Origin of the sequence: Leifsonia sp. 1010 (assembly GCF_031455295.1) — a bacterium.
GTDB lineage: Bacteria > Actinomycetota > Actinomycetes > Actinomycetales > Microbacteriaceae > Leifsonia.
In genome coordinates this window covers 51,121-77,089 of the sequence record NZ_JAVDSL010000004.1, presented here as the reverse complement: position 1 = coordinate 77,089, position 25,969 = coordinate 51,121, and the positions used below count along the sequence as shown (strand labels likewise).

The window sequence follows — 25,969 nt, the reverse complement described above, 5'->3', positions numbered from 1 at the left end:
CAGGCTGTCAATAGGAGATCCGGCACCTCAGCGTCCGGGAGGTGGCCGATAGTCTCGAAGCATGGACACCGACCGGCGCACGCGGCTGACGCCGGACGAGCGACGGGCGCAACTCGTCGCGCTCGGAGTGGCGTTCCTCGCCGACAACCCGCTGGACCAGCTCTCCATCGAGGAGTTGTCGGCGCGCGCGGGCGTCTCGCGCGGGCTGCTGTTCCACTACTTCGGATCGAAGCAGGGGCTCCATCGGGAGGTCGTGCGCACGGCCCGCGACAGCATGCTCCACGCCACGGAGCCGGTGGCCGGGCTCGCGCCGCTGGACCGGCTCCACGACACGCTGGAGCGCATCGTCGCCTTCGTGCGCGAGCACAGCGGGACGTTCTATTCGCTGGTGCGCGGCGTCGCCTCCGGAGACACGGAGGTGCGCCAGGTGGTGGAGGAGGCCCGCGGGGAGCAGGCGGATCGCGTGATCGCGGTCTTCCTCGAACTGGGCGTGCCGGATACCGCGCTGCTGCGCATCGCGCTGCGATCGTGGATCGCATTCGCCGAGGAGGCGCTCGTCGAGAGCGCGATCGGCACCGACCTGCCGTCGGAGGAGATCGTCGGCTTCCTCGAGCGGAGTGCCCGCGGAGTGGTGGATGCGCTGGGCTAGATGCCCTCTTCCTCGACGTCCTCTTCGGTCAGCACGCCGTCATCCTCCGGCTCGTCGCCGTGCTCGTCGTAGACCGGCTCGGCCTCGCGGGCCTGACCGCCGGTGGGGCCGTCGTTGCCGTCGCCCGGTCCCGGCCAGATCGTCTCGCCGGCGACCGAGTCGTTCGTGACGAGCTCGTCGGCGAAGTCGGCCTCGGCCTCGGGATCGTTGAGCGCGTAGTCGACGTCGCCGTCGGCCGGATCGGCCCAGCCGGGCGTCTCGCCCGCATCCGTCTCGCCGACCTCTACGTCCTCGACGCCGTCCTCCGGAATCCGATCCATCGCCTCGTCCCTTCCGCTCTCTCGCCTTGTCGCCCCCGACGCTACACCCCGTCCAAAGCCGACAGCTCCTGAGTTTTTCCGCCCGATCGTGACGATTCGGGCGAAAAACTCAGGAGCTGTCGGATGGAGCTCGCTTTACTTGGCGGTGGGGAAGGTGATGGTCTTGCCCGAGCCGGCGTCCTTCACGGCTGCCTGCGTGAACGCGGCGAACTGCGCGGCGTCGGTGAAGCCGCCCTGGTAGCGCTCGCCGTTGACGAAGACGGTCGGGGTTCCGAAACCGCCGGTCGTCGGGTTCTTCAGCTGCGAGTTCGTCGTCGCACCCTTCGTCATCGCGGTGACGAAGTCGGCGTACGTCTGGTTGTTCACGCAGTCGGTGACGGCCTTGGAGCTGACGCCCGCATCCTTGAAGATGCTGAGGATCTCGGCGTTCGTGAGTCCGGTGCCGGTCTGCTCGTCGGGCTGCTTCGCGAAGAGCGCGGCGTTGACGTCCCAGAACTTGTTCGGCTGCGAGTTCGCCACGCACGAGACGGCAGCGCCGGCGCGTGTCGAGTAGTTCTTGTTCTGCACACTGTCGAGGATCGCGACCGGGTGGATCTCGACGGTCGCCGAGCCGTCGGCCATCCACTGCTTGATCTGGTCGTCGTTCGTGGTCTCGAACTGGTCGCAGTAGGGGCACTGGTAGTCGAGCCAGATCTGGATGTGCGCGGTCTTGCCGTCGAGCTCCATCTTGGTCGGCGTCGGCTGGCCGCCCGACGGGATCGCCGGCGTGGTCACGGCCTTGCTCGACGACTCGAGCAGGATGCCGCCGCTGGCCATGTTCTTCGGGTTCGCGGCTCCGGCGCCCCCGGTCCCCACCGTGGTGAAGATGACGACGCCGATGATGGCGAGCACGGCGATGACGCCGGCGATGACCGATCCCTGAACGATGATCTTGCGCCGCTTGGCCTTCTTGGCGGCCTCTTCGCGCATCCTCCTGGCGGTTTCGCGCGCCTCCTCGCGGCGGTCGCGTTTGGTAGGACCAGTCGTCCCTCTGCCAGTTGCCATTCAGCTCATCCCATCGAACAGTGGACAGTTCTCCCATGATCGTAGGGGGACTTTGCTTTGAAGGCGCTGTACCGGGTGCTCTACCGTGGACGCATGCAGTCGACAGACCGAGCCATCTGATGCCGTCGGATTCCGAAGGGCACGGAACGGGCGCGGAGCCGAACGAGGGCCGGGATACCGCGGGCGCCGACTACGCGGAGCGCCTCCGCCGTCTGGACACGAGCTGGTGGCGCCGCACACTGAATGTGCAGGCTCCGTACCGCTGGAACATCCGCCGCCTGCACCTCGGACGGGTTCTGGATGTGGGCAGCGGTCTCGGCCGCAATCTGGCACACCTGGGGAACAACGGCGTCGGCGTCGACCACAATGCGGAGTCGGTGGCGATCGCGCGGGCGCGCGGGCTGACCTCGTTCACGAGCGACGAGTTCCCCTCCACCGAGTACGCGGTGCCCGGTGCGTTCGACTCGCTGTTGCTCGCCCACGTCGTGGAGCACGTCGACCCGGACTTCGCGGTCGAGCTGGTGCAGACGTACCTGCCGTACGTGAAACCGGGCGGCCACGTCCTCTTCATCACGCCGCAGGAGCGCGGCTACGCGAGCGACGCCACCCATGTCGCGTTCACCGACTTCGACGGCCTCCACCGCCTCGCCGACCGCCTGGGCCTCACGGTCGAGCGGGAGTACTCGTTCCCGCTGCCGCGCTTCGCAGGCAAGGCGTTCACCTACAACGAGTTCGTGGTGCTGACCCGCCTCCCCGGCTGACGCGCGCCCCCTGTTCGCGGGCTATACCGAGGAGTTCTCACTTCTCTAGCCTTCAGGTGTCGCCCGGTTCTCGGGCGATCGACCCGAAGGAGTGGATGTGGCGCGCGTAGGAGCGAAGGGATGGGCGGCGATCGGGCTCGGCGCGGCCCTGGTCCTCGGAGTGGGGATCGCGGCGAACGCGGCCAATCGTCCGGCGACGGAGGACGCCGCCGCGACCTCGTCCACCGCGTCGGCATCCGCATCCCCGTCTGCGACGCCGAGCCCGACGCCGAGCGTCGAGGTGCGCACCGAGACGGCGGACGAGGTCATCCCGTTTGCCGCCACGAACGCCGACGACCCCGGGCACGACGTCGGCTGGTCGGCCGTCACCACCGCCGGCGCCAACGGCGTGAAGACGAAGACCTATCGGGTCACGTACGTCGACGGGGTGGAGACCTCCCGCGAGCTGGTCTCCGAGGCGGTGACGACGGCGCCCGTCGATCAGGTCACCAGCGTCGGCAGCAGGCAGCCCGCCCCGCCGCCTCCTCCCGCGCCTGCCCCTGCGCCTGCGCCCGCTCCCGCGCCCGGTGGAGGTTGCGACCCCAACTACGCCGGAGCCTGCGTGCCGATCGCCTCGGATGTTGACTGTGCGGGCGGCAGCGGAAACGGCCCCGCCTACGTGCAAGGACCCGTGACCGTGGTGGGCACCGACATCTACGACCTCGATCGCGACGGCGACGGCATGGCCTGCGAGGGCTGACGCCTGCCGCGACCGATCTGGTTGACGCAACACGCCGTGCGCGAGACTGCGCGCACGGCGTGTCGCGTCAACTCGATGCGGCCGGCGCGCGGCCGAGCTCCACGTCCTCCACGCGCGAGCGCGGCATCGCCAGGCCCGCGGCGATCGTGAGCACCGTGGCGATCGCCACCGCCACGAAGACCGCGGTCGACGCCGACTGGATGGTGTCGGGCGACTTCGCGCCGCCTGCCGAACCGGCGATGATCGCGTTGGCGATCGCTCCGAATACGGCGACGCCGACGGCGCTGCCGATGGAGCGGGCGAACATGTTGCTGCCGGTCACGACGCCGCGCTCGTTCCACGCGACGCTGGACTGAGCGGCGATCAGGGTCGGGGTGGCGATGAGGCCCATCCCGAGCCCGACGATGAAGCAGCTGACCGCGACGAACAGCACCGACGGGGTCAGCGAGGTGAGCGCGAGCGAGATCGCGCCGACGATGGCGATGCTCATCCCGAGCAGGGCGGTGTTGCGGAACCCGATACGCAGGTAGAAGCGGCCGGACAGGCTGGCCGCGATCGGCCACCCGAGGGTCAGCGCGGCGACGGCCAGGCCGGAGACGATGGGCGCGACGCCGATGGTGCCTTCCAGGTAAGTGGGAACGTACGACGTGAGGCCGATCAGGATGGCGCCGACTCCCAGCGAGATCAGCGTGGTCGTCACCAACAGTCTCCGGGAGAACACCCACAGCGGCAGCACCGGCTCGGAGGCCCGGAGCTCAACCAGCACGAAGGCCACCAGCAGCAGGCCGCCCAGCACGAAGGCGCCGATGCTCCACACCGAGTTCCACGCCCACGCCTGCCCGCCCTCGAGCACCGCGAGGATGATCAGGGTCGTGCCGGCGGTCAACAGCACGGCGCCCGGGTAGTCGATGCGGTGCCTGCGGCGCTCGACGGTCTCATGGAAGCTGCGGATGAGCATCCACGCGGCCAGGATGCACAGCGGGATGTTGACGAAGAAGATCCAGCGCCACGACAGGAACTGCGAGAACACGCCGCCCAGGGTCGGTCCGACGACGGAGGAGATGGCCCAGACACTGGCGAGGTAGCCCTGCGTCTTGGCGCGCTCGGCGACGGTGTAGATGTCGCCGGCGATGGTGATGGACATCGGCTGGATGGCGCCGGCGCCGAGGCCCTGCAGGGCGCGGAAGGCGATCAGGGCCGGCATGCTCCATGCGAATCCGCAGAGCACCGATCCGAGGAGGAACAGCGCGATGCCGATGAGCACGATGGGCTTGCGGCCGACGGTGTCGGAGAGCTTCGCGTAGACGGGCACGGACACCGCCTGCGCGAGCAGGTAGACGGAGAACAGCCACGGGAACTGCGAGAACCCGCCGAGGTCCTGCACGATCGAGGGCACCGCCGTCGCGAGGATCGTCGAGTCGATGGCCACGAGCCCGGTCGTCAGCATGAGGGCGATCAGGATGGGGCCGCGTTCGGACCGGAATCCGACGCTCGCTCGGGTGGGTTCGTTCATAGAGGTCAACAACGCGGGGGAGCCGGTCGCATTCCCGGCTTGACGTGAAAGAGGACCAGCGCGACAATCTGAAACATGTCTTTCACAACCGGGTCGGAGGCAGGTGCGGGCGCCGACGTCCCGCGTCCCGAACGGCGCACGACGGTCACCGACCCGCGGGCCCTGCGCGCGCTCGCGCATCCCCTGCGCCTGGCGCTGCTCGACCACTTGATGTCATTCGGGCCGCGGACCGCCAGCGAGTGCGCCGCGGTGGTCGGCTCCACCGCATCCAATTGCAGCTATCACCTGCGCGCGCTCGCCAAGGTCGGGCTGGTCGAGCCGGTGGATGCGGAAGACGGCCGCGAGCGCCCCTACCGGTCGTCGTCGACCGGGCTGACCTTCGGCCGCACCGAGGATCCCGAGTTCGCGATCGGCGCCGACACCGTCGAGCGCGCCCTCGCCGACCGCCAGGTCGACGACGAGGCGGCGCTCGTCCACCGCGCCATCGCGCAGCGCGACGAGCAGCCGATCGAGTGGCGCGAGGCGAGCCTGCTGACGGGGTACGCCCTGAAGCTGACGCCGGGCGAGTTGCGCGAGCTGATGCAGGGGCTGGATGCGCTCATCCGCCCCTACATCGCCCTCATCCGCGTCGATGCGCCCGAGGGCAGCGATGTCGTCGCGCTGCACCTGAACGCCTTCCGGCACCCGGATGCGATCGCGGCGGCGCGGGCCGCCGGCGCCTCGGCCGGGCTGGACGACACGGACCCTGAGGGCGCATCGTGACCGCCACGGCGGCTCGCGAGCGCTCGCCGCTGCTCCGCCGCGACTTCGCCCTCGTCTGGACGGCGGGGCTGGTCTCCGACACCGGCGACTGGCTGCTCATGATCGCGCTGCCGCTGTTCGCCCTGTCGGCGACCGGGTCGGCGCTCGGCGCATCCACCGTGTTCCTGGTCGAGCTCGTCCCGATGCTGCTGGTCGGCAGCTTCCTCGGCGTGCTGGTCGACCGGTGGGATCACCGCCGCACGATCGTCATCGTCGCCCTCTTGCAGGGGCTGCTGCTCCTGCCGCTCCTCGCGGCGAGCGCCGACCGGATGGGCATCGTCTACGCGGTCGCGGCCGTCGAGGCGGTGCTCGGCGCGATCATCAACCCGGCGCGGCAGGCGATGATCCCGCAACTGGTCGGCACCGACCAGCTGGCGCGCGGCAACGCCCTGATCGCCGTGAGCGACAGCCTCGCCCGGCTCATCGGCTCCCCGCTCGGCGGTCTCTCGTTCGCGCTGTGGGGGCTGCCGGGCGTCGTGATCGCGGATGCGGCGTCGTACCTCATCACGGCGGGGCTCGTCCTGTTCGTGCGCCCGCGACCGCGGAATGCCGACGCCGCACCGGCAGCGGACGGCGAGCCTGCGGCGGTCGCCGAGCGGCGCATCCTGCACGAGTGGGTGGAGGGGCTGGCGCTGATCGCGCGGTCCGCCACCCTGCGCACGCTCGCGGGCATCGCCGCGCTCGCCGGCGTCGCGCAGGGCCTCTTCCTCGTGCTGTTCCTCGTCTACGTGACGCAGAACCTCGGAGCGGGCGACACCGGCGCTGGCATCATCCGCGGTGTCCAGGCGATCGGCGGGGTGCTCGGCGGACTCGTGACGGGCGCCCTCGCGCGACGGATGGCACCGCGCTGGATGATCGGCGTCGGCTATCTGGTCTTCGGGACGCTGTCCCTCGTCACCTGGAACCTCGCTCCGTTCACCACGGCGCTGTGGGTCTACGCCGGGCTGTTCATCGCGATGGGCATCCCCGGGGTGACGACGGCGACCGGCGAGATCACGCTCGTTCAGACGACGGTCCCCGCGCGCGCCCTCGGGCGGGTGATCGCCGCGGTCACGACTCTGGACGGCGCTGCGCAGGCGGTCGGGCTGCTGATCGGCGGCCTCCTCGCCGACTCGGGCGACATCGTCCCCGTGCTCGACGTGCAGGCGTCGCTCTACCTGCTCTGCGGGCTGATCGGGATCGTGGCGTTGCGCGACAGGCGGGGTCTTACCGGGAGCGGCGTGGGCACCGAGAGGACCCGTCTTACGTAACGGCCCGCGCGGACGCTAGGGTGCTGCCACCGTGGTCCCCCGGAGGTGGATGATGTCGTACCGCACCCTCTCGCACATCCCGCTGTTCCGCCGCACCGTCGGCGCCGTGGCGCTCGCCGCGGCCCTGACCGGGGGACTGACCGCGTGCGACCTGTTCGCGCCGCAGGACACCCTCGACATCGAGGAGGCCAGCGTCGGCTCGAGCGCCACCGTTGGCGATGTGTTCGTCGGCAACGCCGTGCTGGTCACCAGCGACGACGGCGAGACGGCGAACCTGGTGGTCACACTGGTGAACCAGGGGAACGACACCCAGCAGGTGGAGATCGTGCCGAGCGGCGGGCAGAGCATCAGCGTGTCCCTCGACCCGCGCGACACCCAGCAGCTGGGCGACCCGCCGGACGACGAGAGCCTGGTGAGCGACCTGAATTCGGCTCCCGGCTCGCTCACGACCGTGACGGTCACGAGCGGTGGAGACTCGGTCGGGCTGCAGGTGCCGGTCGTGACGGGCGCGCTCCCGCCGTACGGCACGCTCACCCCGGCTCCCTGATCGCGCACGAGGATCGCCCCTGTGGATCGCGCACGCCGCGACGCGTCGGCGCGCCTGGAAACCCGGGCCGGTATTCCGGCGCATGATATTGACGCGAAACCCGCCCGGGTTCCCGCTGTTTCCGGGGATGTGAACGTAGGGTGTCGGTGTGTGGCGACTGGACAGGAAGACCGAGGATGACGACGCGACGTCGGGCATCCCAGACGATGACGCCCTGAACCCGCGCACGACGACGGCTCCGCACGCGCTCAGTCTGGGCGACCCGGCCCTGGTCGCCGGCAACATCGCCGACCCGGTGTGGAAGCGCTGGCGCGACGAGATCGCCGCGGTCGGCGGGGTCTCTCCGCTGCTCCACTTCGAGGACAGCCCGCGCACGCGCATCGAGCTGAGCACGACGCATCCCGGCGGCCTGCCGCAGTTCATCACCGGGCAGAGCACGCTGCTCTCCAGCCTCATCCGCGACGAGCTGGCGCTCCGCACCGCACGCGCGGCCGCGAATGCGATCACCGCGAAGGGCATCGAGCTGCGCTCCGTGCGCGGCATCGAGTCGGTGCACCTGGCGATCGGCCTGGCGCAGTGGCGTCACGGCTCCGAGGAGTACTTCGCGCCGATCCTGCTGCGCCCGCTCGCCATCCGCCGCTACGGCCGCGACTTCGAGCTGAAGCTGAAGGGCCACACCTTCCTCAACCCCGAGCTCGCGCGCGCCCTCAACGAGCAGTTCCAGATCACGTTGGATGCGGACGCCTTCGTCGCGCTCGCCGTCAGCAACGGCGTGTTCAAGCCGCAGCCGGTGATCGACCGCCTGCGGGGCCTGACCTCGCACCTGCCCTGGTTCAACGTCCAGCCGCGGCTGGTCGCCTCGTCCTTCGCCGACGTCGCCCCGGCGCTGAGCGAAGAGGCGCGCGACCTCGATACCGTGCTGCTGGATGCGCTGGCCGGCAACCCGACCGCGCGCACGACGGTCGAGAGCGCCTTCAACCCGGTGGAGCCCATCCGCCAGGACGAGCGCCCGCCCGCGACCGACACCCTCCTGCTCGACGCCGACGAGGCGCAGGAGAACGTGGTGGCGCAGATCGCGGCGGGGAACTCCCTCGTCGTCAAGACGTTGCCCGGCACCGGCGGCACCCAGACGATCGTCAACGCGATCGGCGCCCTGGTGGCCCAGCACAAGCGCGTGCTCGTGGTGAGCCCGCGGCGGTCGAGCCTCGACGACATCGCCCAGCGGCTGACGAAGGCCGGCCTGCCGGGTCTCGCGGTGACGCCGCGCACGCTGCGCCGTGACCTCATCCAGTCGATCGCCCGCAACGAGAAGGCCACGCAGCCGAAGGTCACCGACGTCGACGAGGCACTGGTGCGGCTCCGGAAGGTGCTCGTCGATTACCGCGCCGCGCTGACCCGCCGCGACCCCGTGCTGCGCGTGTCCGTTCTGGATGCGCTGCGCGAGCTTTCGCGCCTCTCCCTTCTTCCCGCCCCGCCCTCGACGACGGCCCGTCTCGGCCGCCGGGCGATCGAGGGGCTCGCCCGCGACCGTGCCGCGTCGGCGGACGCGCTGATCCGCGCCGCCCGCCTCGGCGAGTTCCGGTACGGACCCAACGACTCTCCCTGGTACGGCGCCTCCTTCACGACGACGGAAGAGGGGAAGGCAGCGCACGAACTGGCCAAGAAGCTCAACCGCGCCGAACTGCCTCGCCTCATCGACCGCGCCCAGGCCCTCATCGGCCAGACGCGGATGCGTCCGTTCGCGTCGATCGCGGAGCTCGGCGTCTACCTGCGGCTCCTGCTCGACATCCGCGAGACGCTCGACAAGTTCACGCCCTCCGTCTACGACCGTTCGCTGACCGAGCTGATCGCGGCCACCGCATCCCGTCGCGAGTCGCCGTCGATGTCGAGCGCCAACCGCCGCCGCCTGCGCAAGCACGCCCTGGAGTACGTCCGGCCCGGCGTGCACGTCACCGACCTCAACGAGAGCCTGCGGCGCATCCAGCAGCAGCGCATCCTGTGGAACCGGTTCGCCGTCGCCGGCGTCGTGCCCGAGGTCCCGGTCGGGATCGCGGACGTGCAGGTCGCCTACCAGCGCGTTGCCGAAGACCTGGCGCGCCTCGACATCCCGCTCCGCCGCACCGGGACGCCGCAGTCGCTCGCAGCGCTCCCCGTGGAGGAGCTGACCCGCCAGATCGCCGGCCTCGCCGCCGAGTCCGAGGTGCTCGCCAACCTGCAGGAGCGCACCGCCCTGCTCACCCAGCTGCGCGAGCAGGAGCTCGACCCGCTGATCTCCGACCTGTCCATCCGGCACGTTCCGGAGACGCAGGTGAGCGCCGAGCTGGAGCTCGCGTGGTGGCAGTCGGTGCTGGAGTCACTGCTCGCCTCGGACCGCGCCCTGCTCAACGCCAACACCGGTGTGCTCGACCGGCTCGAGGCCGACTTCCGCCTGGTGGATGAGGCGCACGCCTCCGCGACAGGCAAGCAGCTGGCGTGGATGCTCGCCGAGACCTGGAAGATCGGCATCGTCGACTGGCCGGACGAGGCCGCAGCGCTGAAGCGCCTCCTGAAGAGCACGACGCCGACGGCGACCACGCTCAACGAGGCGGCGCCGCACCTCGCGCGCCCGCTGGCGCCGGTGTGGCTGATCTCGCCCTACGAGGTGCCGTCGATCGGCCGCGAGGTCGGTTTCGACGCCGTGCTGCTGGTGGATGCGGGTGCGTCGAGCCTCGCCGAGAACGTCCCCGTCATCCGCCGCGCGAAGCAGGTCGTGGCGTTCGGCGACCCGGTGACGCAGACGCCGTCGCGCTTCGACATCGGCGTGCACGAGTACGGCACGACCGTCGAAGACGTCGACGTGGACGCGCTCCACGCCGACTCAGCGCTCGCGCGCCTCTCCGAACTGCTCCCCGTCTACACGCTCAGCCGCAGCTACCGCGCCGGGGGCGAAGACCTCGCCGAGCTGGTCAACCGCCGCTTCTACGGCGGGATGATCGACTCCATGCCCTGGGCCGGCACCTACCTCGGCCACGGCAGCCTGTCGCTGCACTACGTCAGCGGCGGTCAGGGCATGCCGGACACCGACACGGGAGCGGTCGAGTCGACCGACGCCGAGGTCGCGAAGGTCGTCGAGCTGGTGCTCGCGCACGCGACCGAGCGTCCGCGCGAATCCCTCATGGTCATCACCGCGAGCGAGCGTCACGCCGTGCGCGTCAACCAGGCGGTGCTGGCGGCCTTCGCGAAGCGCTCGGAGCTGGCCGACTTCATCCTGGGCGACCGGGCGGAGCCGTTCACCGTTGTCACCCTCGACCAGTCGGTCGGGCAGAGCCGCGACCGTGTCATCTTCTCCATCGGCTACGGCCGCACCCCGCACGGGCGACTGCTGTCGAACTTCGGCGCGCTCGCGGAGCCGGGCGGCGACCGCCTGCTCGCTGTCGGCATGACCCGCGGTCGCCGCGGAATGGACATCGTCTCCTGCTTCCGGCCGGAGGACATCGACGAGACCCGGATGCGGCACGGCATCGCGGCGCTCGCCCAGGTGCTGGGGGAGGCGGACCAGATCCAGGCCGCCGCTCCGGAGTACCTGAGCCCGGACGCGGACCCGATGGTGCTCGACCTCGCCAAGCGCCTGGCCCGTCGCGGCCTCGACGTGCACCTCGGCTACCGCGGCAAGCTGACCCTCGTCGCCTCGCACGGCGGCCGCGCGGTCGCGGTGGAGACCGACCAGGACGTGTCGAAGGGCAGCCTCCGCGAGTCGCTGCGCCTCCGTCCGGACGTGCTGCGGCGCCTCGGCTGGCACTACCTGCGCGTGCACAGCTTCGAGCTGTTCGCCGACCCGGACGCCGTCGCCGGCCGCATCGCCAAGCTCATCGGCAAGACGGAGCCGGACGCCGAGACGGCGCCGATCACGCTGCCGCCGCTCGCGTAGGGCGGGTCCGTTCTAGGCTGGACGGGATGAGCGAGACACCCGGGAGGCGGCGGCACCGCCGTGTGCAGCGCCCGGGCGCGCCCGGAACCGACCCGGCGCCGCGCGTCGACCCGCGCGAGGAGCCTGTGCTGCCGCCGGCCGCTCCCGACTCCGACAACGCCCCCAGCTGGTCGTCGAACGACGAGCAACTCCGCCGCGACGTCCCCCCGCACTGGTAGCCCGCCGCCTCCCGGCGCATCCCGTCTCGCCGAGGTGCACGTAGTTGCGCAGTCGCGCGGCGTGTCGACCGCCACAACGTGCACTTCAGCGGATGGCGGCGCCGGGAGACGGCCCGGCCGCGGTCGTTCGAAATCCTCGAAGTGCACGTTGTGGTGGGTTTGTGCGGCGTGTCGACCGCGACAACGTGCACCTCAGCGGATGGGGGCTGCGGGAGGGGTCAGGGGAGGGGGTCGGCGTGCTTGCCCGACGGCTGCGGCGGCGACTGCTGCGCCTGGAGCAGGTCGCGGATCTCGGTGAGGAGGTCGAGCTCCGTGATGGGGGCCTCCGGCTCGACGACGCCCTTCTTGCGCAGGCGCTCGGCCCGCTTGCGCACCTGGTTGATCGGGTAGACGAAGACGAAGTAGACGACCACGGCGACGATCAGGAAGTTGATGATCGCCGCGAGCACGGCGCCGAACTTGATCTGCGCGTCGCCGATCGTCAGCACCAGCGACGACTCGAGGCCCTGCGTCTTGGCGATCGCGCCGATCAGCGGGTTGATCAGGTTGTTCACGATCGAGTTGACGACCGCCGTGAACGCCGCGCCGATGACGACCGCGACCGCGAGGTCGATCACGTTTCCGCGGAGGATGAACTCCTTGAACCCTTTGAGCATGACCGGAACGAACCCTTCTACGCGGCGGAGCCCGACGACGAGGTCGACGGGGTCGAGGAGGTGGAGGAGCTGGACGACGTGGAGCCGGAGGACGACGAGCCGGAGGAATCCGACGAGCCGGACGAGGACGAACCCGACGACGACGAACCCGAGTCCGACTTCTTCGCACCGCCGCGCGAGTCGGTCCGGTAGAACCCGGAGCCGTTGAACGTCACGCCGACGGTCCCGAACACCTTGCGGAGCGATCCGCCGCAGTTCGGGCACACCGTGAGGGCGTCGTCGGTGAAGGCCTGCTGGATGTCGAAGGCGTGGCCGCAGTCGCGGCACGAATAGGAGTAGGTCGGCATTCTTCTTCCGCTGCGCTCGCTGTCGGGGTCGGGGGTCAGGTGAACTGGACGATGCGGGTCGGGGTGACCGCGCCGTCCACCGGCTGGTCGTGACGCTCGCGCGGCACCTCGTCCACCAGTTCGCCGTCGAAGAGGACGGCGTACACCGGGGGACATTTTTCCATGCTGCCCAGCGTCTTGTCGAAGTAGCCGCGGCCCCAGCCCATCCGCATCCCGGTCGCGTCGACGGCGGCCGCCGGCACCAGGATGAGGTCGACATCGTTGATCGCGATGGGTCCGAGCAGCTCGCCGACCGCCTCGGGCAGGCCGTAGAGGCCTTCGGTCTCGGTCTCGCCGTCGCCGGTGGTCCAGTCGAGCAGGCCGTCTTCGCGCGAGATCGGCAGCAGGACGCGCAGACCCTGCGTGTGCGCCCAGTTGAGGAAGGGGCGCGTGTCCGGCTCCACCGGGGTGGAGAGGTACGCCGCGACCGAGCGGGCGGACAGGTCGGTCGCGAGGTCGACCAGGTTGCGGGTCAGGCCCGCCGTCGCGGTCTGGCGCTCGGTCGTGGTGAGGTTCTGCCGGCGCTCGCGGAGCTCCGCACGCAGGGCGCGCTTGCGATGAGCGGCGGTGTCCGAGTCCATACGGCAATCCTAGGAGATGCCATCCTGTGCTCCGCCGAAATGCGGATACTGTAGGCGGCATGGCAAATCACGACCGCGTTACGAAAGCAGTGATCCCCGCAGCCGGCCTCGGAACCCGCTTCCTCCCGGCGACGAAAGCGATGCCCAAGGAGATGCTGCCGGTCGTTGACAAGCCCGCCATCCAGTACGTCGTCGAGGAGGCCGTGGATGCGGGCCTGCACGACGTCCTGATGATCACCGGCCGCAACAAGAACGCCCTCGAGAACCACTTCGACCGCAACGCCGAGCTGGAGGAGACCCTCACCAAGAAGGGCGACACCGACCGGCTCGAGAAGGTCAACTACTCCACCGCCCTCGCCGACATGCACTACGTGCGCCAGGGCGACCCGAAGGGTCTCGGCCACGCCGTCCTGCGGGCCAAGATGCACGTCGGCCGCGAGCCGTTCGCGGTGCTGCTCGGTGACGACATCATCGACGCGCGCGACGATCTGCTGAGCCGGATGCTGACCGTGCAGTCGCAGCGCCACGCCAGCGTCGTCGCCCTCCTCGAGGTCGACCCCGACTCCATCCACCTGTACGGCGCCGCCGCTGTCGAGACGACGGACGAGGAGGATGTCGTCCGCATCACCGGCCTCGTCGAGAAGCCGGACAAGGAGCACGCCCCCTCGAACTACGCCGTCATCGGCCGCTACGTGCTGCGCCCGGAGGTCTTCGACGTCCTGGAGCGCACCGAGCCGGGTCGCGGCGGCGAGATCCAGCTGACCGACGCGCTGCAGTCCATGGCGGAGGCGCCCGACTGGACCGGGGGTGTCTACGGCGTCGTCTTCCGCGGCCGCCGCTACGACACCGGCGACCGACTCGACTACATCAAGGCGATCGTCCGCCTCGCCGTCGACCGCGAGGACCTCGGCCCGGAGCTGCGCCCGTGGCTCCGCGAGTTCGCGGCGGAGCTCGAAGACGAGCCCGTGGAGTTCGTCGAGGAGATGCCCGTCGACCCGACCGGGCCCATCCAGACGCTGTCCGACCGGTCCCGCTGACGGCCGGCCGAAGGAGGACTCCGTTGGCGCTCGTCGTCCCCACCCTCACCGAGGGTCGCGTGGGGTTGCGTCCCATCCGTCTGCGCGACGCGCGGCCGCTGGAACGGTCGCTGCTCGACAACCGCAGCTGGCTGCGGCAGTGGGAGGCGACGAGCCCGTACGCGCCCGGGTCGTTCGACACCCGCGCGAGCATCCGCTCCCTGCTGGCGAACGCGCGCGCCGGGCACGGCCTGCCGTTCATCGTCGAGTGGGACGGCCGGCTCGCCGGGCAGCTGAACGTCTCGTCGATCGCGTACGGCTCGCTGTCGAGCGCGACGATCGGCTACTGGATCGCCGAGGAGTTCGCCGGTCGCAACATCACCCCGACCGCGGTGGCGCTGGCGACCGACTACTGCTTCTACCAGCTGGGACTGCACCGGATGGAGATCTGCATCCGGCCCGAGAACGGCCCGAGCCTGCGCGTGGTCGAGAAGCTCGGCTTCCGCTACGAGGGGCTGCGGCGCCGCTACATCCACATCAACGGCGACTGGCGCGACCACTTCTGCTTCGCGCTGGTGTCCGAGGAGCTGACCCAGGGCGTGCTGCGCCGCTGGCTCGACCACAACGTCCCCGAGGACGCGGCGGTCGTGCCCGCGGAGGACCGCGCGGCGGCGGCCATCCCGCTGCCGATCGCCCGGCATTACTGAGCCGGTTCTCATCCCCGGGCCGCTCAGCCGGGTGCTTCCGGTGGAAATGTGCTGAAAGCGCGCTGGATCGGGTGACACACCCCCGCGGGTGACCGAGGCTCGGCCGTCGCCGCCCCTACCGTAGAGGACATGAACGGGGATGTGATGGGCGGTGGGGTCGTCGTCGCGCTCGCGGCCGCTTTGTGGCTCGCCTATCTGGTCCCGGTGTGGCTGCGCCGCCGGGAGTACCTCGCCACGGAGCGGAACGCCGTGCGGCTGCAGCAGACGCTGCGCATCCTTGCCGAGACCAGCGAACTTCCCGACGAGGTGCGCCTCGAGGCCACCGCCCGGACGGTCGCCGAGCAGCAGCGCATCCTCCGCAAGTCGGAGCAGAAGACCCTCGCCGCCGCCCGCGCGGAGGCCGCCGCCCACGCACGCCGCGAGCAGGCCCTCGCCGAGGAGCGCCGCCGTGCCGCGGAGGAGGCGGAGCGGGCCGCAGCGGAGGCGATCGCCCTGGAGCGTGCCGCCCGCGCGGCTGCCGCGCAGCGCGCTCGTGTGCTCGCCACATCCACCGCTCGTCCGGTGCTGTCGCCGCAGCGCCGCCGCCGTCTCCGGCGGGCGCGCGGACTCTCGACCCTCGTGCTCGTCGCCGGCCTGATCGGGCTGGTCTCGGGCACGGTTCTGCTCTTCGAGACCGGAGCATGGCTGCTCGCCGCCGCCTCGCTCGGCGCGGTCGCGCTCTCCGGATGGATGCTCGGCCGCCTCGCGCGGCCCGACCGCGCCTCCGCGGTCGCCCAGCCCCTGGTGCGCACGTCCGTCGTCGCGCCGGAGCTCTACGACGACGCTCAGCACGACGACGTCCCGGTGCAGGAGCGGCTGCGTCAGAGCTGGACGCCCCGCCCGCTCCCGAAGCCGCTGCACCTGTCGCCCGGCACGGTCGCGGCCGCCGCGATGGCGTCGGTGGATGCCGCGGCGGAGCTGCGCCGCGCGGCCGCCCGCGCCGAGTTCGAGCGGAGGGCGGCCGAGGTCGCACCGCCCGCTCCGGTGGCTGCGCCGGTGCCGCTGCGGGCCGTGGAGCGGCCGGTCGCGGAGTCGACGGGCCCGTCCGCTGTCGCGTCCGCGGTGGCCTCAGCATCGGCCTCTGCGGTGTCCTCGGCAGTGGCCTCCGCGCCCGCTGCGACGACCGTCCCGAGCCGCTACGCGAGCATGGGGATTCTCGACGAGGCAGACACCGGCAGCATGGACCTGGACGCGGTCCTGCGTCGTCGCCGAGCGGCCAGTTGAGCCGTGCTCGATTTCGACGGGACCCGCGAGGGGTGCTATTGTTTCTAAGCAGTTCCCCGGGGCTATGGCGCAGTTGGTAGCGCGCTTCGTTCGCATCGAAGAGGTCAGGAGTTCGAATCTCCTTAGCTCCACCAGAACCGGAAAGGCCGCCCAGTCGGGCGGCCTTTTTGTTTGCCCGCGTTCGCTCCCATCGCGTTTTGTTGGTACAGTCGTGCTAACACTGAGGGGTTCGGGGGACGAGATGATTCTGCTGGCGATCGTGGCATGCGAGATCGGATTCTGGGTGGCCATCGTCGCCGGCCTGATCGCCCGCTATCCGGCCGGGAAACCCCGCGTGGGCGCCGCGCTTCTCATCGCCGCGCCGCTCATTGATGTCGTGCTGCTGGTGCTGGTCGCCGCCGACCTGATCGGAGGGGCCACGGCATCCTGGCACCACGGCCTCGCCGCCCTCTACATCGGCATCTCGGTCGCCTACGGGCACCGGATGATCGCCTGGGCCGACGCGAAGTTCGCGCAGCGCTTCCGTGGTGCCGAGCCGCGTCCGAAGCCGACGGGGTGGGCGTACACGGTCGCCTGCTGGAAGGACGCCGCGCGAACGCTGCTCGCGTGCGCCGTCGCCGGGGCCATCCTCGGGGTGCTGATCCTCGTGGTCGGAGCTCCCGTGCGCACCGCGGAGCTGCTCGGGTTCTTCCCCCTCCTCGGAGTGATCCTCGGCATCGATGTGCTCTGGGCGGTCAGCTACACGATCTGGCCCAGGAAGACCGCGCGGCCGGCCGTGTCGAGGGGCTGACGATGCCGCGGCTGATCGACCACGAGGAGCGCGACCGCGAGATCGCCGAGGCGGCGCTGCGCGTGCTTGCGCGCGACGGCCTGGCGGGGCTGTCGGTGCGCAATGTGGCGGCCGAAGCGGGCATCGCCACCGCATCCCTCCGCCGGGCCTTCCCCGAGCAGGATGCGCTGCGCCGGTTCTGCCTCGAGCACATCCGGCAGAACGCGACACGTCGCATCGAACGGGTTCGCGGCGAGGGCAGGACGGCCGTGCTCGCCGTCCTGGAGGAACTGCTGCCCCTCGACGAGGAACGGCGCGTCGAACTGACCGCACACCTGCAGCTCGGAGCCCTGGCGCTCAGCAGCGGACAGCTTCGACCGGTGCTGCTCGAGTTCAACTCCGCCATTCGCGAGTTGTGCGCCGGTCTCCTCGCGGAGCTGGACCGAACGGGGGAGCTGCGGGCCGGACGGGATGCGTCGGTCGAGGCGGACCGGCTGCACGCCCTGGTCGACGGTGTCGCGCTCCACCTGCTGTGGGAGGACGGACCGGAGGAGCGCCGGCGGGCCGTCGGCGTGCTGGCGGCGCACCTCGACGCGCTCCGCTGAGCTGCGCGGCCTGCCGGTCTAGACGACCAGCAGGATCGCGAGCACGACCATCAGCACCGCGATCCCGCCGTCGAGGATGCGCCAGGCGATCGGCTTCGCGAACACGGGAGCGGCGAACCGCGCGCCGAAGCCGAGCAGACCGAACCAGAGCAGGCTCGCGGTGGCAGCGCCCGCTCCGAACACCCAGCGGCCGGGGTCGCCGTGCGAGGCCGAGAGCGAGCCGAGCAGCAGCACGGTGTCGAGATAGACGTGCGGGTTGAGCCAGGTGATCGCGAGGCAGGTGCCGACGGCGGCGGCGAGGGATCCGGCTACGGCGCCGGAGGCGGTCAGCGATTCCGGCTTGAGGGCCCGGCGCGCGGCGAAGACGGCGTAGCCGAGGAGGAAGGCGAAGCCGGCCCAGCGGACGACCTCGAGCGCGATCGGAGCGTTCTTCACCAGGACGCCGATGCCGGCCACTCCCGCCGCGATCAGCAGGGCGTCGCTGACGACGCAGATGACGACGATCGGCAGGACGTGCTCGCGGCGCAGCCCCTGACGGAGGACGAAGGCGTTCTGCGCGCCGATGGCGACGATGAGGGATGCGGCCGACCCGAGGCCGGTGAAGAACGTTGCGAGCACCCCTCGACGCTAGGGTGGTGCGTCGACTAAGTACAGCTCAGGTTCGTGATGATGCATTAGCATCCCTTCATATGGCGGCCAACGTGGAGCACCTGCGGACCCTCGCCGCCGTCGTGGACGGTGGAACCTTCGAGGCGGCCGCCGCTGCGCTCCACATCACCCCGTCGGCGGTCAGTCAGCGCATCAAGGCGCTCGAGGAGCAGAGCGGGCGCGTGCTCGTCCGGCGCAGCAAGCCGGTCGAGCCGACCGAGGCGGGCAGCGTCCTGCTTCGCCTGGCCCGTCAGCTGACCCTGCTGGAGGCGGAGGCCGCGGCAGAACTCGCCGGTGCAGACGACACGACCAGCACGCCGCTCCCGCTCGTCGTCAACGCCGACTCCCTCGCCACCTGGGTGCTGCCCGCGCTCGCCCGGCTCGACGGCGTCGCGTACCAGCTGGCGATCGACGACCAGGAGCACACTCTCGACCGTCTCCGTGACGGGACGGCGCTGGCGGCGATCGGGTCCGATCCGGAGCCGGTGCAGGGGTGCACGTCCCGTCCGCTCGGCTCGATGGTCTACCGGGCCGCGGCGAGCCCAGCCTTCGTCGCCCGCTGGTGCGCGGACGGCTGGAGTCCGGAGGCGGCCGCCGTCGCGCCGATGCTGGTGTTCGACCGCAAGGACGCCCTGCAGGACCGCTATCTCGACGCGTTCGCGCCCGGTGCGCGACCGCCGCGCCACTACATCCCGGCGTCCACCCAGTTCGTCGAGGCGGCGGTGCACGGGCTCGGTTGGGGGATGCTGCCCGATCTGCAGGCGGATGCGCTCGTCGCCTCCGGCGCGCTGGTCGTGCTCGACGACGAGCGAACGGCCGAGGTTCCGCTGTACTGGCACCAGTGGTCGCTGCGGTCGGCCGCGCTCGACGCCGTCGCCGCCGCGATCGGAGAGGAGGCGGGCCGCGTCCTCCGGCCTACAGGGTCGCCAGCACGAGGTCGAGCGCGTCCGCGAAACGATCGGCGCTCTCGCGTGTGATGCACAGCGGCGGCTTGATCTTGAGCACGTTCTTGTAGTCCCCGGTCGGCTGGACGATGCAGCCCTCCGCCAGCATGCGGTCGCACACCAGCGCCGCCTCCGCGGTCGCGGGCTGCAGCGTCTCGCGGTCGAGGACCAGCTCCATGCCGAGGTAGAGGCCCATGCCATGGACGGCGCCGACGAGCGGGTGCCGCTCGCCCAGCTCGCGCAGACGCGCGGCCAGGTGGTCGCCGACCGTCGCGGCGTTCTGCTGGAGGCCCTCGTCGCGCATGACGTCGAGCACCGTCAGGCCGACCACCGACGAGACGGGGCTGCCGCCGGCGGAGGAGAAGAAGCTGCCCTCGGCGGCGAACGACTCGGCGATCTCGCGCCGGGTGATGACGGCTCCGAGCGGCTGCCCGTTGCCCATGGCCTTCGCGATCGTGATGACGTCCGGCAGAACTCCCTGCTGCTCGGAGCCCCAGAAGTAGTGCCCGAGCCGCCCGTAGCCGACCTGTACCTCGTCGGCGATGCAGACGCCGCCGCGCGCGCGGATGCGCTCGTAGACGCCGGCCAGGTAGCCGTCGGGGAGCATCAGGCCGCCCGCGTTGCCGAACACCGGCTCGGCGATATAGCCTGCGACCTCGGTGCCGGCCGCATCCAGCTCCGCGAGGTCGGCGTCGAGGTCGGCCAGGTAGGCGGCCGCCGAGTCGGGGCCGCGGTGGCGCCCGCGCAGCGAGTTGGGAGCGGCGACGAGCTTCACCCAGTCGGGCCGGGTCTCGAGGGCGCGCGGGTTGTCGCCGAGGGACGACGAGACCGCGTCCGAAGCCATCGTCCAGCCGTGGTAGGCCTCGGTCACCGCCAGGATGGTCCGGCGGCCGGTGTGGATCTGGGCCAGCCGGAGCGCGAGGTCGACCGCCTCGCTGCCGCTGTTCACCAGGAACACGGTGTCGAGCCCCTCGGGCGCGATCTCCGCCAGGCGCTCGGTGAAACGGGAGAGCTCGTCGTAGTGGAACCGCGAGTTCGTGTTCAGCCGCGCCCACTGGTCCCGCACAGCGTCGACCAGCCGCGGGTGCCCGTGGCCGATCTGCGTCACGTTGTTGACCATGTCGATGTAGCTCTGGGCCCGCGTGTCGACGAGGTGGTGCCGCCAGCCGCGCTCGATCAGCGGTGGATGTGCGAAGTAGTGCTCCTGCACCTGGGCGAAGGTCGCGTCCCGTCGTGCCAGAGACTCCTCCGGATCGGGATCCGCCGCTGCGAGGTCGGCGCCGAAGAGCGCGGACGGGTCGGGGGAGACGGCCGCCCAAGCAGAGAACGGGAGCGTCGGAGTGACGAACGCTGGTGGGCGGTGCCCGCGCAGCGTGCTGAGCTGCGCCGTGAGGCGGATGGCCGTGCCGATCGGGGCGCCGGCGGCCACGGTCGCGGTCGTGAGCGGACGGGTGAGTCCGTCCAGCCAGAGGTCGGCATCGTCGCCGCGCAGCAGCCAGGAGCCGCCGACGAGCGCCAGCTCGCCCGCGAACGGGGCGGTCACCTCGACGCCGGTGGGCGCATCCAGCGTCACGGCGAGGGCAACGGTCGCGGAGGGCAGGGCGCGGTCGGTCCGAGCGCGGGTCAGCCGCGCCTCACCGTACCGGGTGACGGCGTGCCCGTGCTCGCGGCAGACGCGGGCGAGGACGGTATCCTCCGCATCCGCCGACACCCAGGCGCCCGCATCGAGGTCGCGGGCGGTGACGGAGAGGTCGGCGAGGTTCTCCGGAGTGCTGGTGAGTGCGACCAAGCGGCCGAGTCCGGTCGGCGCCCCGGTGACGGCGGACCGGGCAAGCCGGGCGCGGATCAGTGTCTCCAGCTCCGCCGCGTTCAGTCGTCGGGCCACGTCGAACGCGACCCACTCGTGCGCGCGGTTCTCAGCGGCGTAGATGTTGTCGGCTTCGAGCGCGACCTGCTGCTCGCCGCTGACCACGAGCACGGCGCCGCGGAGGACGACCAGGGGCCACAGTGCGGCGAGGTCCGCGTCGTCGAGCGGGGACTCGGCGTGGAAGGCCTCGATGACGTCCAGCACGGCCAGCGGCTCGTCGGGAAGGTGGTGCAGGGCGCTCGTGACGGTTGCGGCCAGCTCGGCCACGAGCCAGCCGTCGGACACGTCGCCGAAGTCGATCACGCCGGGTCCGCCCTCGCCGAGCACGATGTTGTCGTCGGTGACGTCGCCGTGGACGGCCTGCACGCGCAGCCGGTCGCGCACGAGCCGTAGCCGGGCGAGTGCAGCGTCGGTCGCCTCCCGCACGACGGCGCGCTTGGCCGGCTGGGCGACGTGCTCGAGCAGCAGGTCGACGACCTCGCCGCTGACGCGCGCATCCCACTGCGTCGTCCGGTCGAGCCCAGGGTGGCGGAGTGCCGAGAGCCCGGCGGCGACACGGCCGGCGAGGGTCCCGAGCGTGCGCAACTGCTCGCGGGTCGGCCGACCGACGCCGGTGAGCGGGTCGCCGTCGAGGTAGCGCAGCACGCGGGCGAGCAGGGTCGTGCCGCGGACGTCGACCTCGACCAGCTCATCGCCGCCGGTGGTCTCGAGGACCTCCGGGATGCGGATGCCCGACCCCGCGAGCGCGCGGAGCGCCGCGTTCTGAGCCCGCAGTTCGTCGGCGGAGAACACGGGGTTGGCGAGCTTGAGCACGTACCGGTCGTCACCGGTGTCGATGCGGAAGTTGCGATCCTGGTTGCTGCCGAGTTCGGTGATGCGGCCGTCGAGACCGAAGTGCGCTGCCGCGATCGCGGCCGCGTCGTCGGGCGTGACATCCGGGCGCGGGAGAGCGGGCTGGGTGAGGAAGTCGAAGTTCGGCAACGGGGCTCCAGGGCTCGGGTGGGGCGGATCTGACGTCAGTCTATTGAGGGGGTATGGACGCCATGTCGACCGTCGAGCGAAGTTGTGGACAGGCTGCCGATTGTGGATAACCACCGGTATCAATTCGGCTCCCGTCCAGCGAACGTTCGGGGGTGTCCGCGTAGCCTGGTGCCCGTGAAATCCTGGAGGACCGCGCTCGCCGCATTCGTCATCGACGTGGCCCTCGTGACCCTCTTCGTGCTCATCGGGCGCCGCAGCCACGGGGAGGCGAACTCCGTCCTCGGGATCCTCGACACGCTCTGGCCGTTCCTCGTCGGCCTGGTCGTCGGCTGGCTGGTGACCTGGGCGTGGTACCGCCCGCTCGCGATCATCTGGCCGGGCATCCCCGTGTGGTTGATGACGGTCGCTGTGGGGATGCTCATCCGCACCTCCGCGGGCCAGGGTGTCCAGCCGTCGTTCATCGCGGTGGCTGCTGTCGTGCTCGGCGTGTTCCTCGTCGGATGGCGCCTGATCGCGCTGCCGTTCGTGCGGCGGCGCCGGATCCTCGCCGCCGCGCAGCAGGTCGCTGTCGACCGCGCGGTGCGCTAGGGCCGCTTCGCAGCGCGCCTGTTCTCAGCCGACCAGGTGCAGCTCCCTGCTGGAGTTGTTCAGCCGGTGCGCTCCGTCTTCCGCCGCGACGACGATGTCCTCGATCCGGACGCCGAATCGACCGGGCAGGTAGATGCCCGGCTCGATAGAGAAGCACATCCCCGCTTCGATGGGATGGTGCTCGCCCTCGACCATGTACGGCGGTTCGTGCGTGGTCACGCCGATGCCGTGCCCGACCCGGTGGATGAAGAATTCGCCGTATCCCGCCTCACGGATCACCCGCCGGGCGGCCCGGTCGATCTCCTCGCACGGGACGCCGACGGCCACCGCATCGAAGGCGGTCTGCTGCGCCAGCGCGACCACGTCGAACACCTCGCGCTCCTCGTCCGTGGGCTCGCCGACGTGGACGGCCCGGGTCGTATCGGACCCGTAGCCGTCGAGCAGTCCGCCGAAGTCGAGGACGACCATGTCGCCCTCGACGATGGTCCGGGAGCCCGGCTCGTGATGGGGATCGGCGCCGTTCGGACCCGAGGCGACGAGCGTGAAGTCGACCTGCGCATGACCGTGCTCGCGCAGCAGTCGGTCGAGGTCGGCCGCCACCTGCAGTTCGGTGCGCCCGGCGAACGGGACGCGCAGGATGTCCTCGAACGCCGCGTCGGCCGCGGCCCCTGCGGCCGCGAGCCGGTCGACCTCGTCGCCGGTCTTGACCGCCCGCAGCATCGGCAAGGCGTTGGAGATGGCGGCGAAGCGCGCATCGGGCAGCTTCTCCTGCAGGCCGAGCAGGTGCATCGCCCAGGTCGCGTCGGAGATCGCGTATTGGCCGTCCGGCCGGAGCAGTGCGGCCGCCGGGACGTACTCGTCCTGACCGTCGGACCAGTCGGTCAGCCGGATCGCCCCAGCGGCGCGGGTCTCGGCGGCGCCGCCGTGCTCGAGCGCAGGCACGAGCATCGTGGGCTCGCCGTCGGCCGGGATGACGAGCAGGGTGATGCGCTCGGTCGTGGCGACGGGAAGGTAGTCGGCGAAGTAGGCGAGGTCGGGGCCGGGCGCGATCACCAGGCCGTCGAATCCCGCCGCGCGGGCCTGGGTCGCGCCGCGCTCCAGGCGCTCCGCGAAATGGCGCGCTGTGATCTCCTGCATGTGCGTCTCCTCTCCCGGTGCTGTCGTGCCCGGTTCAGTCTTCTGTCGGCCCGAGCCAGGCGTTCGCGACGGTGTTGTGCGCCGACTCGGCGTCGGATGGATGGAAGATCCCGGCGAGGACATCGCGGTACAGGCGCCCCAGCTCGTTGCCGGCGAAGAAGGTGGACCCGCCCGAGACGCGGATGGCCTGATCCACGACCCGCCGCGCGGTCTCGGTGGCCCGGACCTTCAGCCCGACCAGCTTCGGGAACCACAGCCGGCCGTGGTCGGCGAGGGTGTCGACGTCGCCGGCCAGCGCATCCAGCTGGGGGAGCAGGGCATCCTGCTCGATCGCGGCTTCGGCGACGCGCCACCGGATGTCCGGGTCGTTCGCGTAGCTGCGCCCGTCGTTCTTGAGGCTCGTGCGGCGGTGGGCCGCTTCGACCGCGAGATCGAGAGCCCGTGATCCGATGCCCGTGTAGACCGCGGCGAGCAGGATCTCGAAGTTCGCGAAGATGGCGAACACGAGCGGGTCGGGGTTCGGACCGGGGTCGAGGCGCCGCACGACGCGGTCGGCAGAGGCCCGCGCACCGTCGAGCACCGTCGTGTTGCTCTGCGTCGCACGCATCCCGAGCGTGTCCCAGTCTTCCCGGATCTCGAAGCCGCCGCCGGTGCGCTCGATGAAGCCGTACACGATCTTGGGGGCGTCGTCGCTCGTGCTGTCGAGGCCCATCGTGCCGAGCCGGGTCCAGGCGGGGGAGAGGGACGTGAAGATCTTCCTGCCGTGGAACCGATACGACCCGTCGGATTCCGGGCGCGCCTCCGTCGTCGAGCCGAACAGCACCAGGTCGTTGCCCGCCTCGCTGAGACCGAAGGCGAAGACTTCGCCCTGGCCGGCCTCCCGGAGCACGAACTCCAGAGAGTCGTCGCCCCGGTCGCGAAGCGTCTTGGCGATGCCCGTCCAGACCAGGTGCATGTTCACGGCGAGGGCGGTCGCGGGCGCGGCCCCGGCCAGGCGCGCCTGCAGGCGCGCGGTCTGCTGCAGGCTGAGCCCCAGGCCGCCGAACTCCTTCGGCACGAGGGCGCGGAGGTAGCCTTCGTCGGCCAGTTCGGCGAAGTCTTCTGTGAAGAACCGGTTGTCGCGGTCGTAGCCGGCGGCGCGCTCCCGGATGCGGGAGAGGAGGTCGTCGGACAGCAGAGTGGTGTCGGGGGAGGTGTCGTGCTCGGTCACGTTCCTCACCCTAGGCGAGCGCGACCGAGCACGGCAGGCCTCCGGCTCTTCTGTGGAAAGCCGGAGGCTGTGGAGGATTACTGGGCGGTGTAGCCGCCGTCGACCAGGTGGTAGCTGCCGGTGATGAAGCTCGCGGCATCGGAGGCGAGGAACGCGACGAGCGCGGCGACCTCCTCCGGCTCGCCCAGGCGGCCGAGCGCGTGCTTGCCCTCGAGGAACTTCAGGGTGTCCGCATCCAGATTCGATGCGACGAGCGGGGTGCGGATGAAACCGGGGCCGACAGCGACGACGCGCACGTTCTGCCCGGCGTACTCGATCGCGGCGTTCTGCGTGAGGCCCAGCAGGGCGTGCTTCGCGGTGACGTACGCGGAGGAGTTCGCGAATCCGACGCTGCCCAGGATGGACGCCATGTTCACGATGGCGCCGCCGCCGTTGGCCGCGATGGCGTCAAGCTGGGGCTGCATCCCATAGAAGACGGCGTTGAGGTTGACCTCGATGACCTTCCTCCACGAGTCGACCGGGTACTCGCCGACGGGCGCGGACGCTCCGCCGATCCCGGCGTTGTTGACGGCGATGCGGAGCGGGGCGAGCTCGTTCGCCGCTGCGACGCTGGCGGTCGCGAACTCCGGGTCCGTCACATCGCCGGCGAGCGCGCGAGCGGTGCCTCCGGCCGCAGTGATCTCGTCGACGACGGCCTTCGCGTGCTCCTCGTTCAGGTCGGTCACGAGGACCGAAGCGCCACTCGCCGCGAGGGTGAGCGCGATGGCGCGGCCGATGCCCGAGCCGCCTCCGGTCACGATCGCGGACCGGTCGGCGACGTCGTACTGAGCCATGAAAATCTCCTTTCGTTATCCGACAACTG

General features: G+C 70.9%; 26 protein-coding genes and 1 tRNA gene. 16 read left to right on the top strand and 11 right to left on the bottom strand.

Going from position 1 to position 25,969, the window contains the following annotated elements:
• Positions 1-61: 61 nt before the first annotated feature.
• Positions 62-649 carry a TetR/AcrR family transcriptional regulator gene (locus J2Y42_RS16100; RefSeq protein WP_309860500.1) on the top strand — a complete coding sequence of 196 codons (588 nt, stop codon included), beginning with the start codon at positions 62-64 and terminating at the stop codon, positions 647-649.
• On the opposite strand, the gene J2Y42_RS16095 is transcribed toward J2Y42_RS16100, so the two are convergent.
• Together J2Y42_RS16095 and J2Y42_RS16090 are read right to left on the bottom strand one after the other, a co-directional pair.
• Positions 646-969, bottom strand: coding sequence for a hypothetical protein (locus J2Y42_RS16095; protein WP_309860498.1), 324 nt, complete (start codon positions 967-969; stop codon positions 646-648). The genes J2Y42_RS16100 and J2Y42_RS16095 overlap by 4 nt on opposite strands.
• Positions 970-1,104: 135 nt before the next feature.
• On the bottom strand, positions 1,105-2,013 hold the full coding sequence (locus tag J2Y42_RS16090) for a thioredoxin domain-containing protein (RefSeq protein WP_309860496.1): 909 nt from the start codon (positions 2,011-2,013) through the stop codon (positions 1,105-1,107).
• A gap of 119 nt (positions 2,014-2,132) precedes the next feature.
• On the opposite strand from J2Y42_RS16090, the gene J2Y42_RS16085 reads away from it, so the two are divergent.
• Entirely contained in the window at positions 2,133-2,774 is a 642-nt protein-coding gene (locus J2Y42_RS16085) for a bifunctional 2-polyprenyl-6-hydroxyphenol methylase/3-demethylubiquinol 3-O-methyltransferase UbiG (protein ID WP_018191707.1), read from the top strand.
• A 97-nt stretch (positions 2,775-2,871) separates the two neighbouring features.
• Positions 2,872-3,513: a G5 domain-containing protein gene (locus J2Y42_RS16080; protein ID WP_309860492.1), complete on the top strand. Its 642-nt coding sequence runs from the start codon at positions 2,872-2,874 to the stop codon at positions 3,511-3,513.
• Positions 3,514-3,580: 67 nt separating this feature from the next.
• Here J2Y42_RS16080 and J2Y42_RS16075 read toward each other — a convergent pair whose 3' ends face one another.
• A complete protein-coding gene (locus J2Y42_RS16075) occupies positions 3,581-5,026 on the bottom strand; it encodes an MDR family MFS transporter (RefSeq protein ID WP_309860490.1) in 1,446 nt (481 codons plus the stop codon).
• Positions 5,027-5,101: 75 nt separating this feature from the next.
• Between J2Y42_RS16075 and J2Y42_RS16070 the strand changes: the two genes are divergently transcribed.
• The 5 genes from J2Y42_RS16070 (at position 5,102) to J2Y42_RS16050 (ending at position 11,749) form a co-directional block, all read left to right on the top strand.
• A complete protein-coding gene (locus J2Y42_RS16070) occupies positions 5,102-5,788 on the top strand; it encodes a helix-turn-helix domain-containing protein (RefSeq protein ID WP_309860488.1) in 687 nt (228 codons plus the stop codon).
• Positions 5,785-7,077, top strand: a complete 1,293-nt coding sequence (locus tag J2Y42_RS16065; RefSeq protein WP_309860486.1) for an MFS transporter — start codon at positions 5,785-5,787, stop codon at positions 7,075-7,077. The genes J2Y42_RS16070 and J2Y42_RS16065 overlap by 4 nt, the downstream gene beginning before the upstream one ends.
• A gap of 31 nt (positions 7,078-7,108) precedes the next feature.
• Complete coding sequence (locus J2Y42_RS16060; protein WP_309860484.1) at positions 7,109-7,624, top strand: hypothetical protein; 516 nt, start codon at positions 7,109-7,111, stop codon at positions 7,622-7,624.
• Positions 7,625-7,772: 148 nt separating this feature from the next.
• A complete protein-coding gene (locus tag J2Y42_RS16055) occupies positions 7,773-11,531 on the top strand; it encodes an AAA family ATPase (RefSeq protein WP_309860482.1) in 3,759 nt (1,252 codons plus the stop codon).
• 26 nt (positions 11,532-11,557) lie between these two features.
• Positions 11,558-11,749: a hypothetical protein gene (locus J2Y42_RS16050; RefSeq protein WP_309860480.1), complete on the top strand. Its 192-nt coding sequence runs from the start codon at positions 11,558-11,560 to the stop codon at positions 11,747-11,749.
• A 218-nt stretch (positions 11,750-11,967) separates the two neighbouring features.
• Here J2Y42_RS16050 and mscL read toward each other — a convergent pair whose 3' ends face one another.
• Genes mscL through J2Y42_RS16035 form a run of 3 tightly spaced genes read right to left on the bottom strand, consistent with a single transcriptional unit; the run spans position 11,968 to position 13,372 of the window.
• Positions 11,968-12,405, bottom strand: coding sequence for a large-conductance mechanosensitive channel protein MscL (mscL, locus tag J2Y42_RS16045; RefSeq protein ID WP_309860478.1), 438 nt, complete (start codon positions 12,403-12,405; stop codon positions 11,968-11,970).
• A 17-nt stretch (positions 12,406-12,422) separates the two neighbouring features.
• Complete coding sequence (locus J2Y42_RS16040; RefSeq protein WP_309860476.1) at positions 12,423-12,752, bottom strand: FmdB family zinc ribbon protein; 330 nt, start codon at positions 12,750-12,752, stop codon at positions 12,423-12,425.
• A gap of 35 nt (positions 12,753-12,787) precedes the next feature.
• Positions 12,788-13,372: a 5-formyltetrahydrofolate cyclo-ligase gene (locus tag J2Y42_RS16035; RefSeq protein ID WP_309860474.1), complete on the bottom strand. Its 585-nt coding sequence runs from the start codon at positions 13,370-13,372 to the stop codon at positions 12,788-12,790.
• 59 nt (positions 13,373-13,431) lie between these two features.
• Here J2Y42_RS16035 and galU point away from each other — a divergent pair, with 59 nt between their 5' ends.
• The 6 genes from galU (at position 13,432) to J2Y42_RS16005 (ending at position 17,732) form a co-directional block, all read left to right on the top strand.
• Positions 13,432-14,409, top strand: coding sequence for a UTP--glucose-1-phosphate uridylyltransferase GalU (galU, locus tag J2Y42_RS16030; RefSeq protein ID WP_309860472.1), 978 nt, complete (start codon positions 13,432-13,434; stop codon positions 14,407-14,409).
• A gap of 23 nt (positions 14,410-14,432) precedes the next feature.
• Entirely contained in the window at positions 14,433-15,095 is a 663-nt protein-coding gene (locus tag J2Y42_RS16025; RefSeq protein ID WP_309860470.1) for a GNAT family protein, read from the top strand.
• Between the two features lie 129 nt (positions 15,096-15,224).
• Positions 15,225-16,358 (top strand): hypothetical protein, encoded by a 1,134-nt coding sequence (locus J2Y42_RS16020; protein ID WP_309860468.1) that lies wholly within the window; start codon positions 15,225-15,227, stop codon positions 16,356-16,358.
• Between the two features lie 58 nt (positions 16,359-16,416).
• Positions 16,417-16,492, top strand: a tRNA-Ala gene (locus tag J2Y42_RS16015).
• Positions 16,493-16,599: 107 nt separating this feature from the next.
• Positions 16,600-17,148, top strand: coding sequence for a hypothetical protein (locus J2Y42_RS16010; RefSeq protein WP_309860466.1), 549 nt, complete (start codon positions 16,600-16,602; stop codon positions 17,146-17,148).
• 2 nt (positions 17,149-17,150) lie between these two features.
• Positions 17,151-17,732, top strand: a complete 582-nt coding sequence (locus J2Y42_RS16005) for a TetR family transcriptional regulator C-terminal domain-containing protein (protein ID WP_309860464.1) — start codon at positions 17,151-17,153, stop codon at positions 17,730-17,732.
• Positions 17,733-17,750: 18 nt separating this feature from the next.
• Here the strand turns inward: J2Y42_RS16005 and J2Y42_RS16000 are convergent, their stop codons facing one another.
• Positions 17,751-18,350, bottom strand: coding sequence for a LysE/ArgO family amino acid transporter (locus J2Y42_RS16000; protein ID WP_309860462.1), 600 nt, complete (start codon positions 18,348-18,350; stop codon positions 17,751-17,753).
• Between the two features lie 71 nt (positions 18,351-18,421).
• Between J2Y42_RS16000 and J2Y42_RS15995 the strand changes: the two genes are divergently transcribed.
• Complete coding sequence (locus J2Y42_RS15995) at positions 18,422-19,357, top strand: LysR family transcriptional regulator ArgP (protein WP_309860460.1); 936 nt, start codon at positions 18,422-18,424, stop codon at positions 19,355-19,357.
• Here J2Y42_RS15995 and J2Y42_RS15990 read toward each other — a convergent pair.
• The gene (locus tag J2Y42_RS15990; RefSeq protein ID WP_309860458.1) at positions 19,296-22,172 is read right to left on the bottom strand and encodes an aminotransferase; all 2,877 of its coding nucleotides are present in this window, start codon (positions 22,170-22,172) and stop codon (positions 19,296-19,298) included. The two genes, J2Y42_RS15995 and J2Y42_RS15990, sit on opposite strands and share 62 nt — an antisense overlap.
• A 174-nt stretch (positions 22,173-22,346) precedes the next feature.
• Here J2Y42_RS15990 and J2Y42_RS15985 point away from each other — a divergent pair, with 174 nt between their 5' ends.
• Positions 22,347-22,760 carry a DUF3054 domain-containing protein gene (locus tag J2Y42_RS15985; protein ID WP_396427168.1) on the top strand — a complete coding sequence of 138 codons (414 nt, stop codon included), beginning with the start codon at positions 22,347-22,349 and terminating at the stop codon, positions 22,758-22,760.
• A gap of 24 nt (positions 22,761-22,784) precedes the next feature.
• On the opposite strand, the gene J2Y42_RS15980 is transcribed toward J2Y42_RS15985, so the two are convergent.
• The 3 genes from J2Y42_RS15980 to J2Y42_RS15970 all read right to left on the bottom strand — a co-directional run bounded on the left by J2Y42_RS15980 (position 22,785) and on the right by J2Y42_RS15970 (position 25,940).
• On the bottom strand, positions 22,785-23,897 hold the full coding sequence (locus tag J2Y42_RS15980) for an aminopeptidase P family protein (RefSeq protein WP_309860454.1): 1,113 nt from the start codon (positions 23,895-23,897) through the stop codon (positions 22,785-22,787).
• 34 nt (positions 23,898-23,931) lie between these two features.
• Entirely contained in the window at positions 23,932-25,107 is a 1,176-nt protein-coding gene (locus J2Y42_RS15975; protein ID WP_309860453.1) for an acyl-CoA dehydrogenase family protein, read from the bottom strand.
• Between the two features lie 77 nt (positions 25,108-25,184).
• The gene (locus J2Y42_RS15970; protein ID WP_309860452.1) at positions 25,185-25,940 is read right to left on the bottom strand and encodes an SDR family oxidoreductase; all 756 of its coding nucleotides are present in this window, start codon (positions 25,938-25,940) and stop codon (positions 25,185-25,187) included.
• Between the last annotated feature and the right edge of the window lie 29 nt (positions 25,941-25,969).

Coding starts and splice junctions, on each gene's coding strand:
- J2Y42_RS16075 (WP_309860490.1), bottom strand. CDS start 5,026: ATGAACGAACCCACCCGAGCGAGCGTCGGATTCCGGTCCGAACGCGGC.
- J2Y42_RS15980 (WP_309860454.1), bottom strand. CDS start 23,897: ATGCAGGAGATCACAGCGCGCCATTTCGCGGAGCGCCTGGAGCGCGGC.
- J2Y42_RS16005 (WP_309860464.1), top strand. CDS start 17,151: ATGCCGCGGCTGATCGACCACGAGGAGCGCGACCGCGAGATCGCCGAG.
- J2Y42_RS16070 (WP_309860488.1), top strand. CDS start 5,102: ATGTCTTTCACAACCGGGTCGGAGGCAGGTGCGGGCGCCGACGTCCCG.
- J2Y42_RS16035 (WP_309860474.1), bottom strand. CDS start 13,372: ATGGACTCGGACACCGCCGCTCATCGCAAGCGCGCCCTGCGTGCGGAG.
- galU (WP_309860472.1), top strand. CDS start 13,432: ATGGCAAATCACGACCGCGTTACGAAAGCAGTGATCCCCGCAGCCGGC.
- J2Y42_RS15970 (WP_309860452.1), bottom strand. CDS start 25,940: ATGGCTCAGTACGACGTCGCCGACCGGTCCGCGATCGTGACCGGAGGC.
- J2Y42_RS16100 (WP_309860500.1), top strand. CDS start 62: ATGGACACCGACCGGCGCACGCGGCTGACGCCGGACGAGCGACGGGCG.
- J2Y42_RS16050 (WP_309860480.1), top strand. CDS start 11,558: ATGAGCGAGACACCCGGGAGGCGGCGGCACCGCCGTGTGCAGCGCCCG.
- J2Y42_RS16085 (WP_018191707.1), top strand. CDS start 2,133: ATGCCGTCGGATTCCGAAGGGCACGGAACGGGCGCGGAGCCGAACGAG.
- J2Y42_RS16010 (WP_309860466.1), top strand. CDS start 16,600: ATGATTCTGCTGGCGATCGTGGCATGCGAGATCGGATTCTGGGTGGCC.
- J2Y42_RS16090 (WP_309860496.1), bottom strand. CDS start 2,013: ATGGCAACTGGCAGAGGGACGACTGGTCCTACCAAACGCGACCGCCGC.
- J2Y42_RS15995 (WP_309860460.1), top strand. CDS start 18,422: ATGGCGGCCAACGTGGAGCACCTGCGGACCCTCGCCGCCGTCGTGGAC.
- J2Y42_RS16040 (WP_309860476.1), bottom strand. CDS start 12,752: ATGCCGACCTACTCCTATTCGTGCCGCGACTGCGGCCACGCCTTCGAC.
- J2Y42_RS16020 (WP_309860468.1), top strand. CDS start 15,225: ATGAACGGGGATGTGATGGGCGGTGGGGTCGTCGTCGCGCTCGCGGCC.
- mscL (WP_309860478.1), bottom strand. CDS start 12,405: ATGCTCAAAGGGTTCAAGGAGTTCATCCTCCGCGGAAACGTGATCGAC.
- J2Y42_RS16095 (WP_309860498.1), bottom strand. CDS start 969: ATGGATCGGATTCCGGAGGACGGCGTCGAGGACGTAGAGGTCGGCGAG.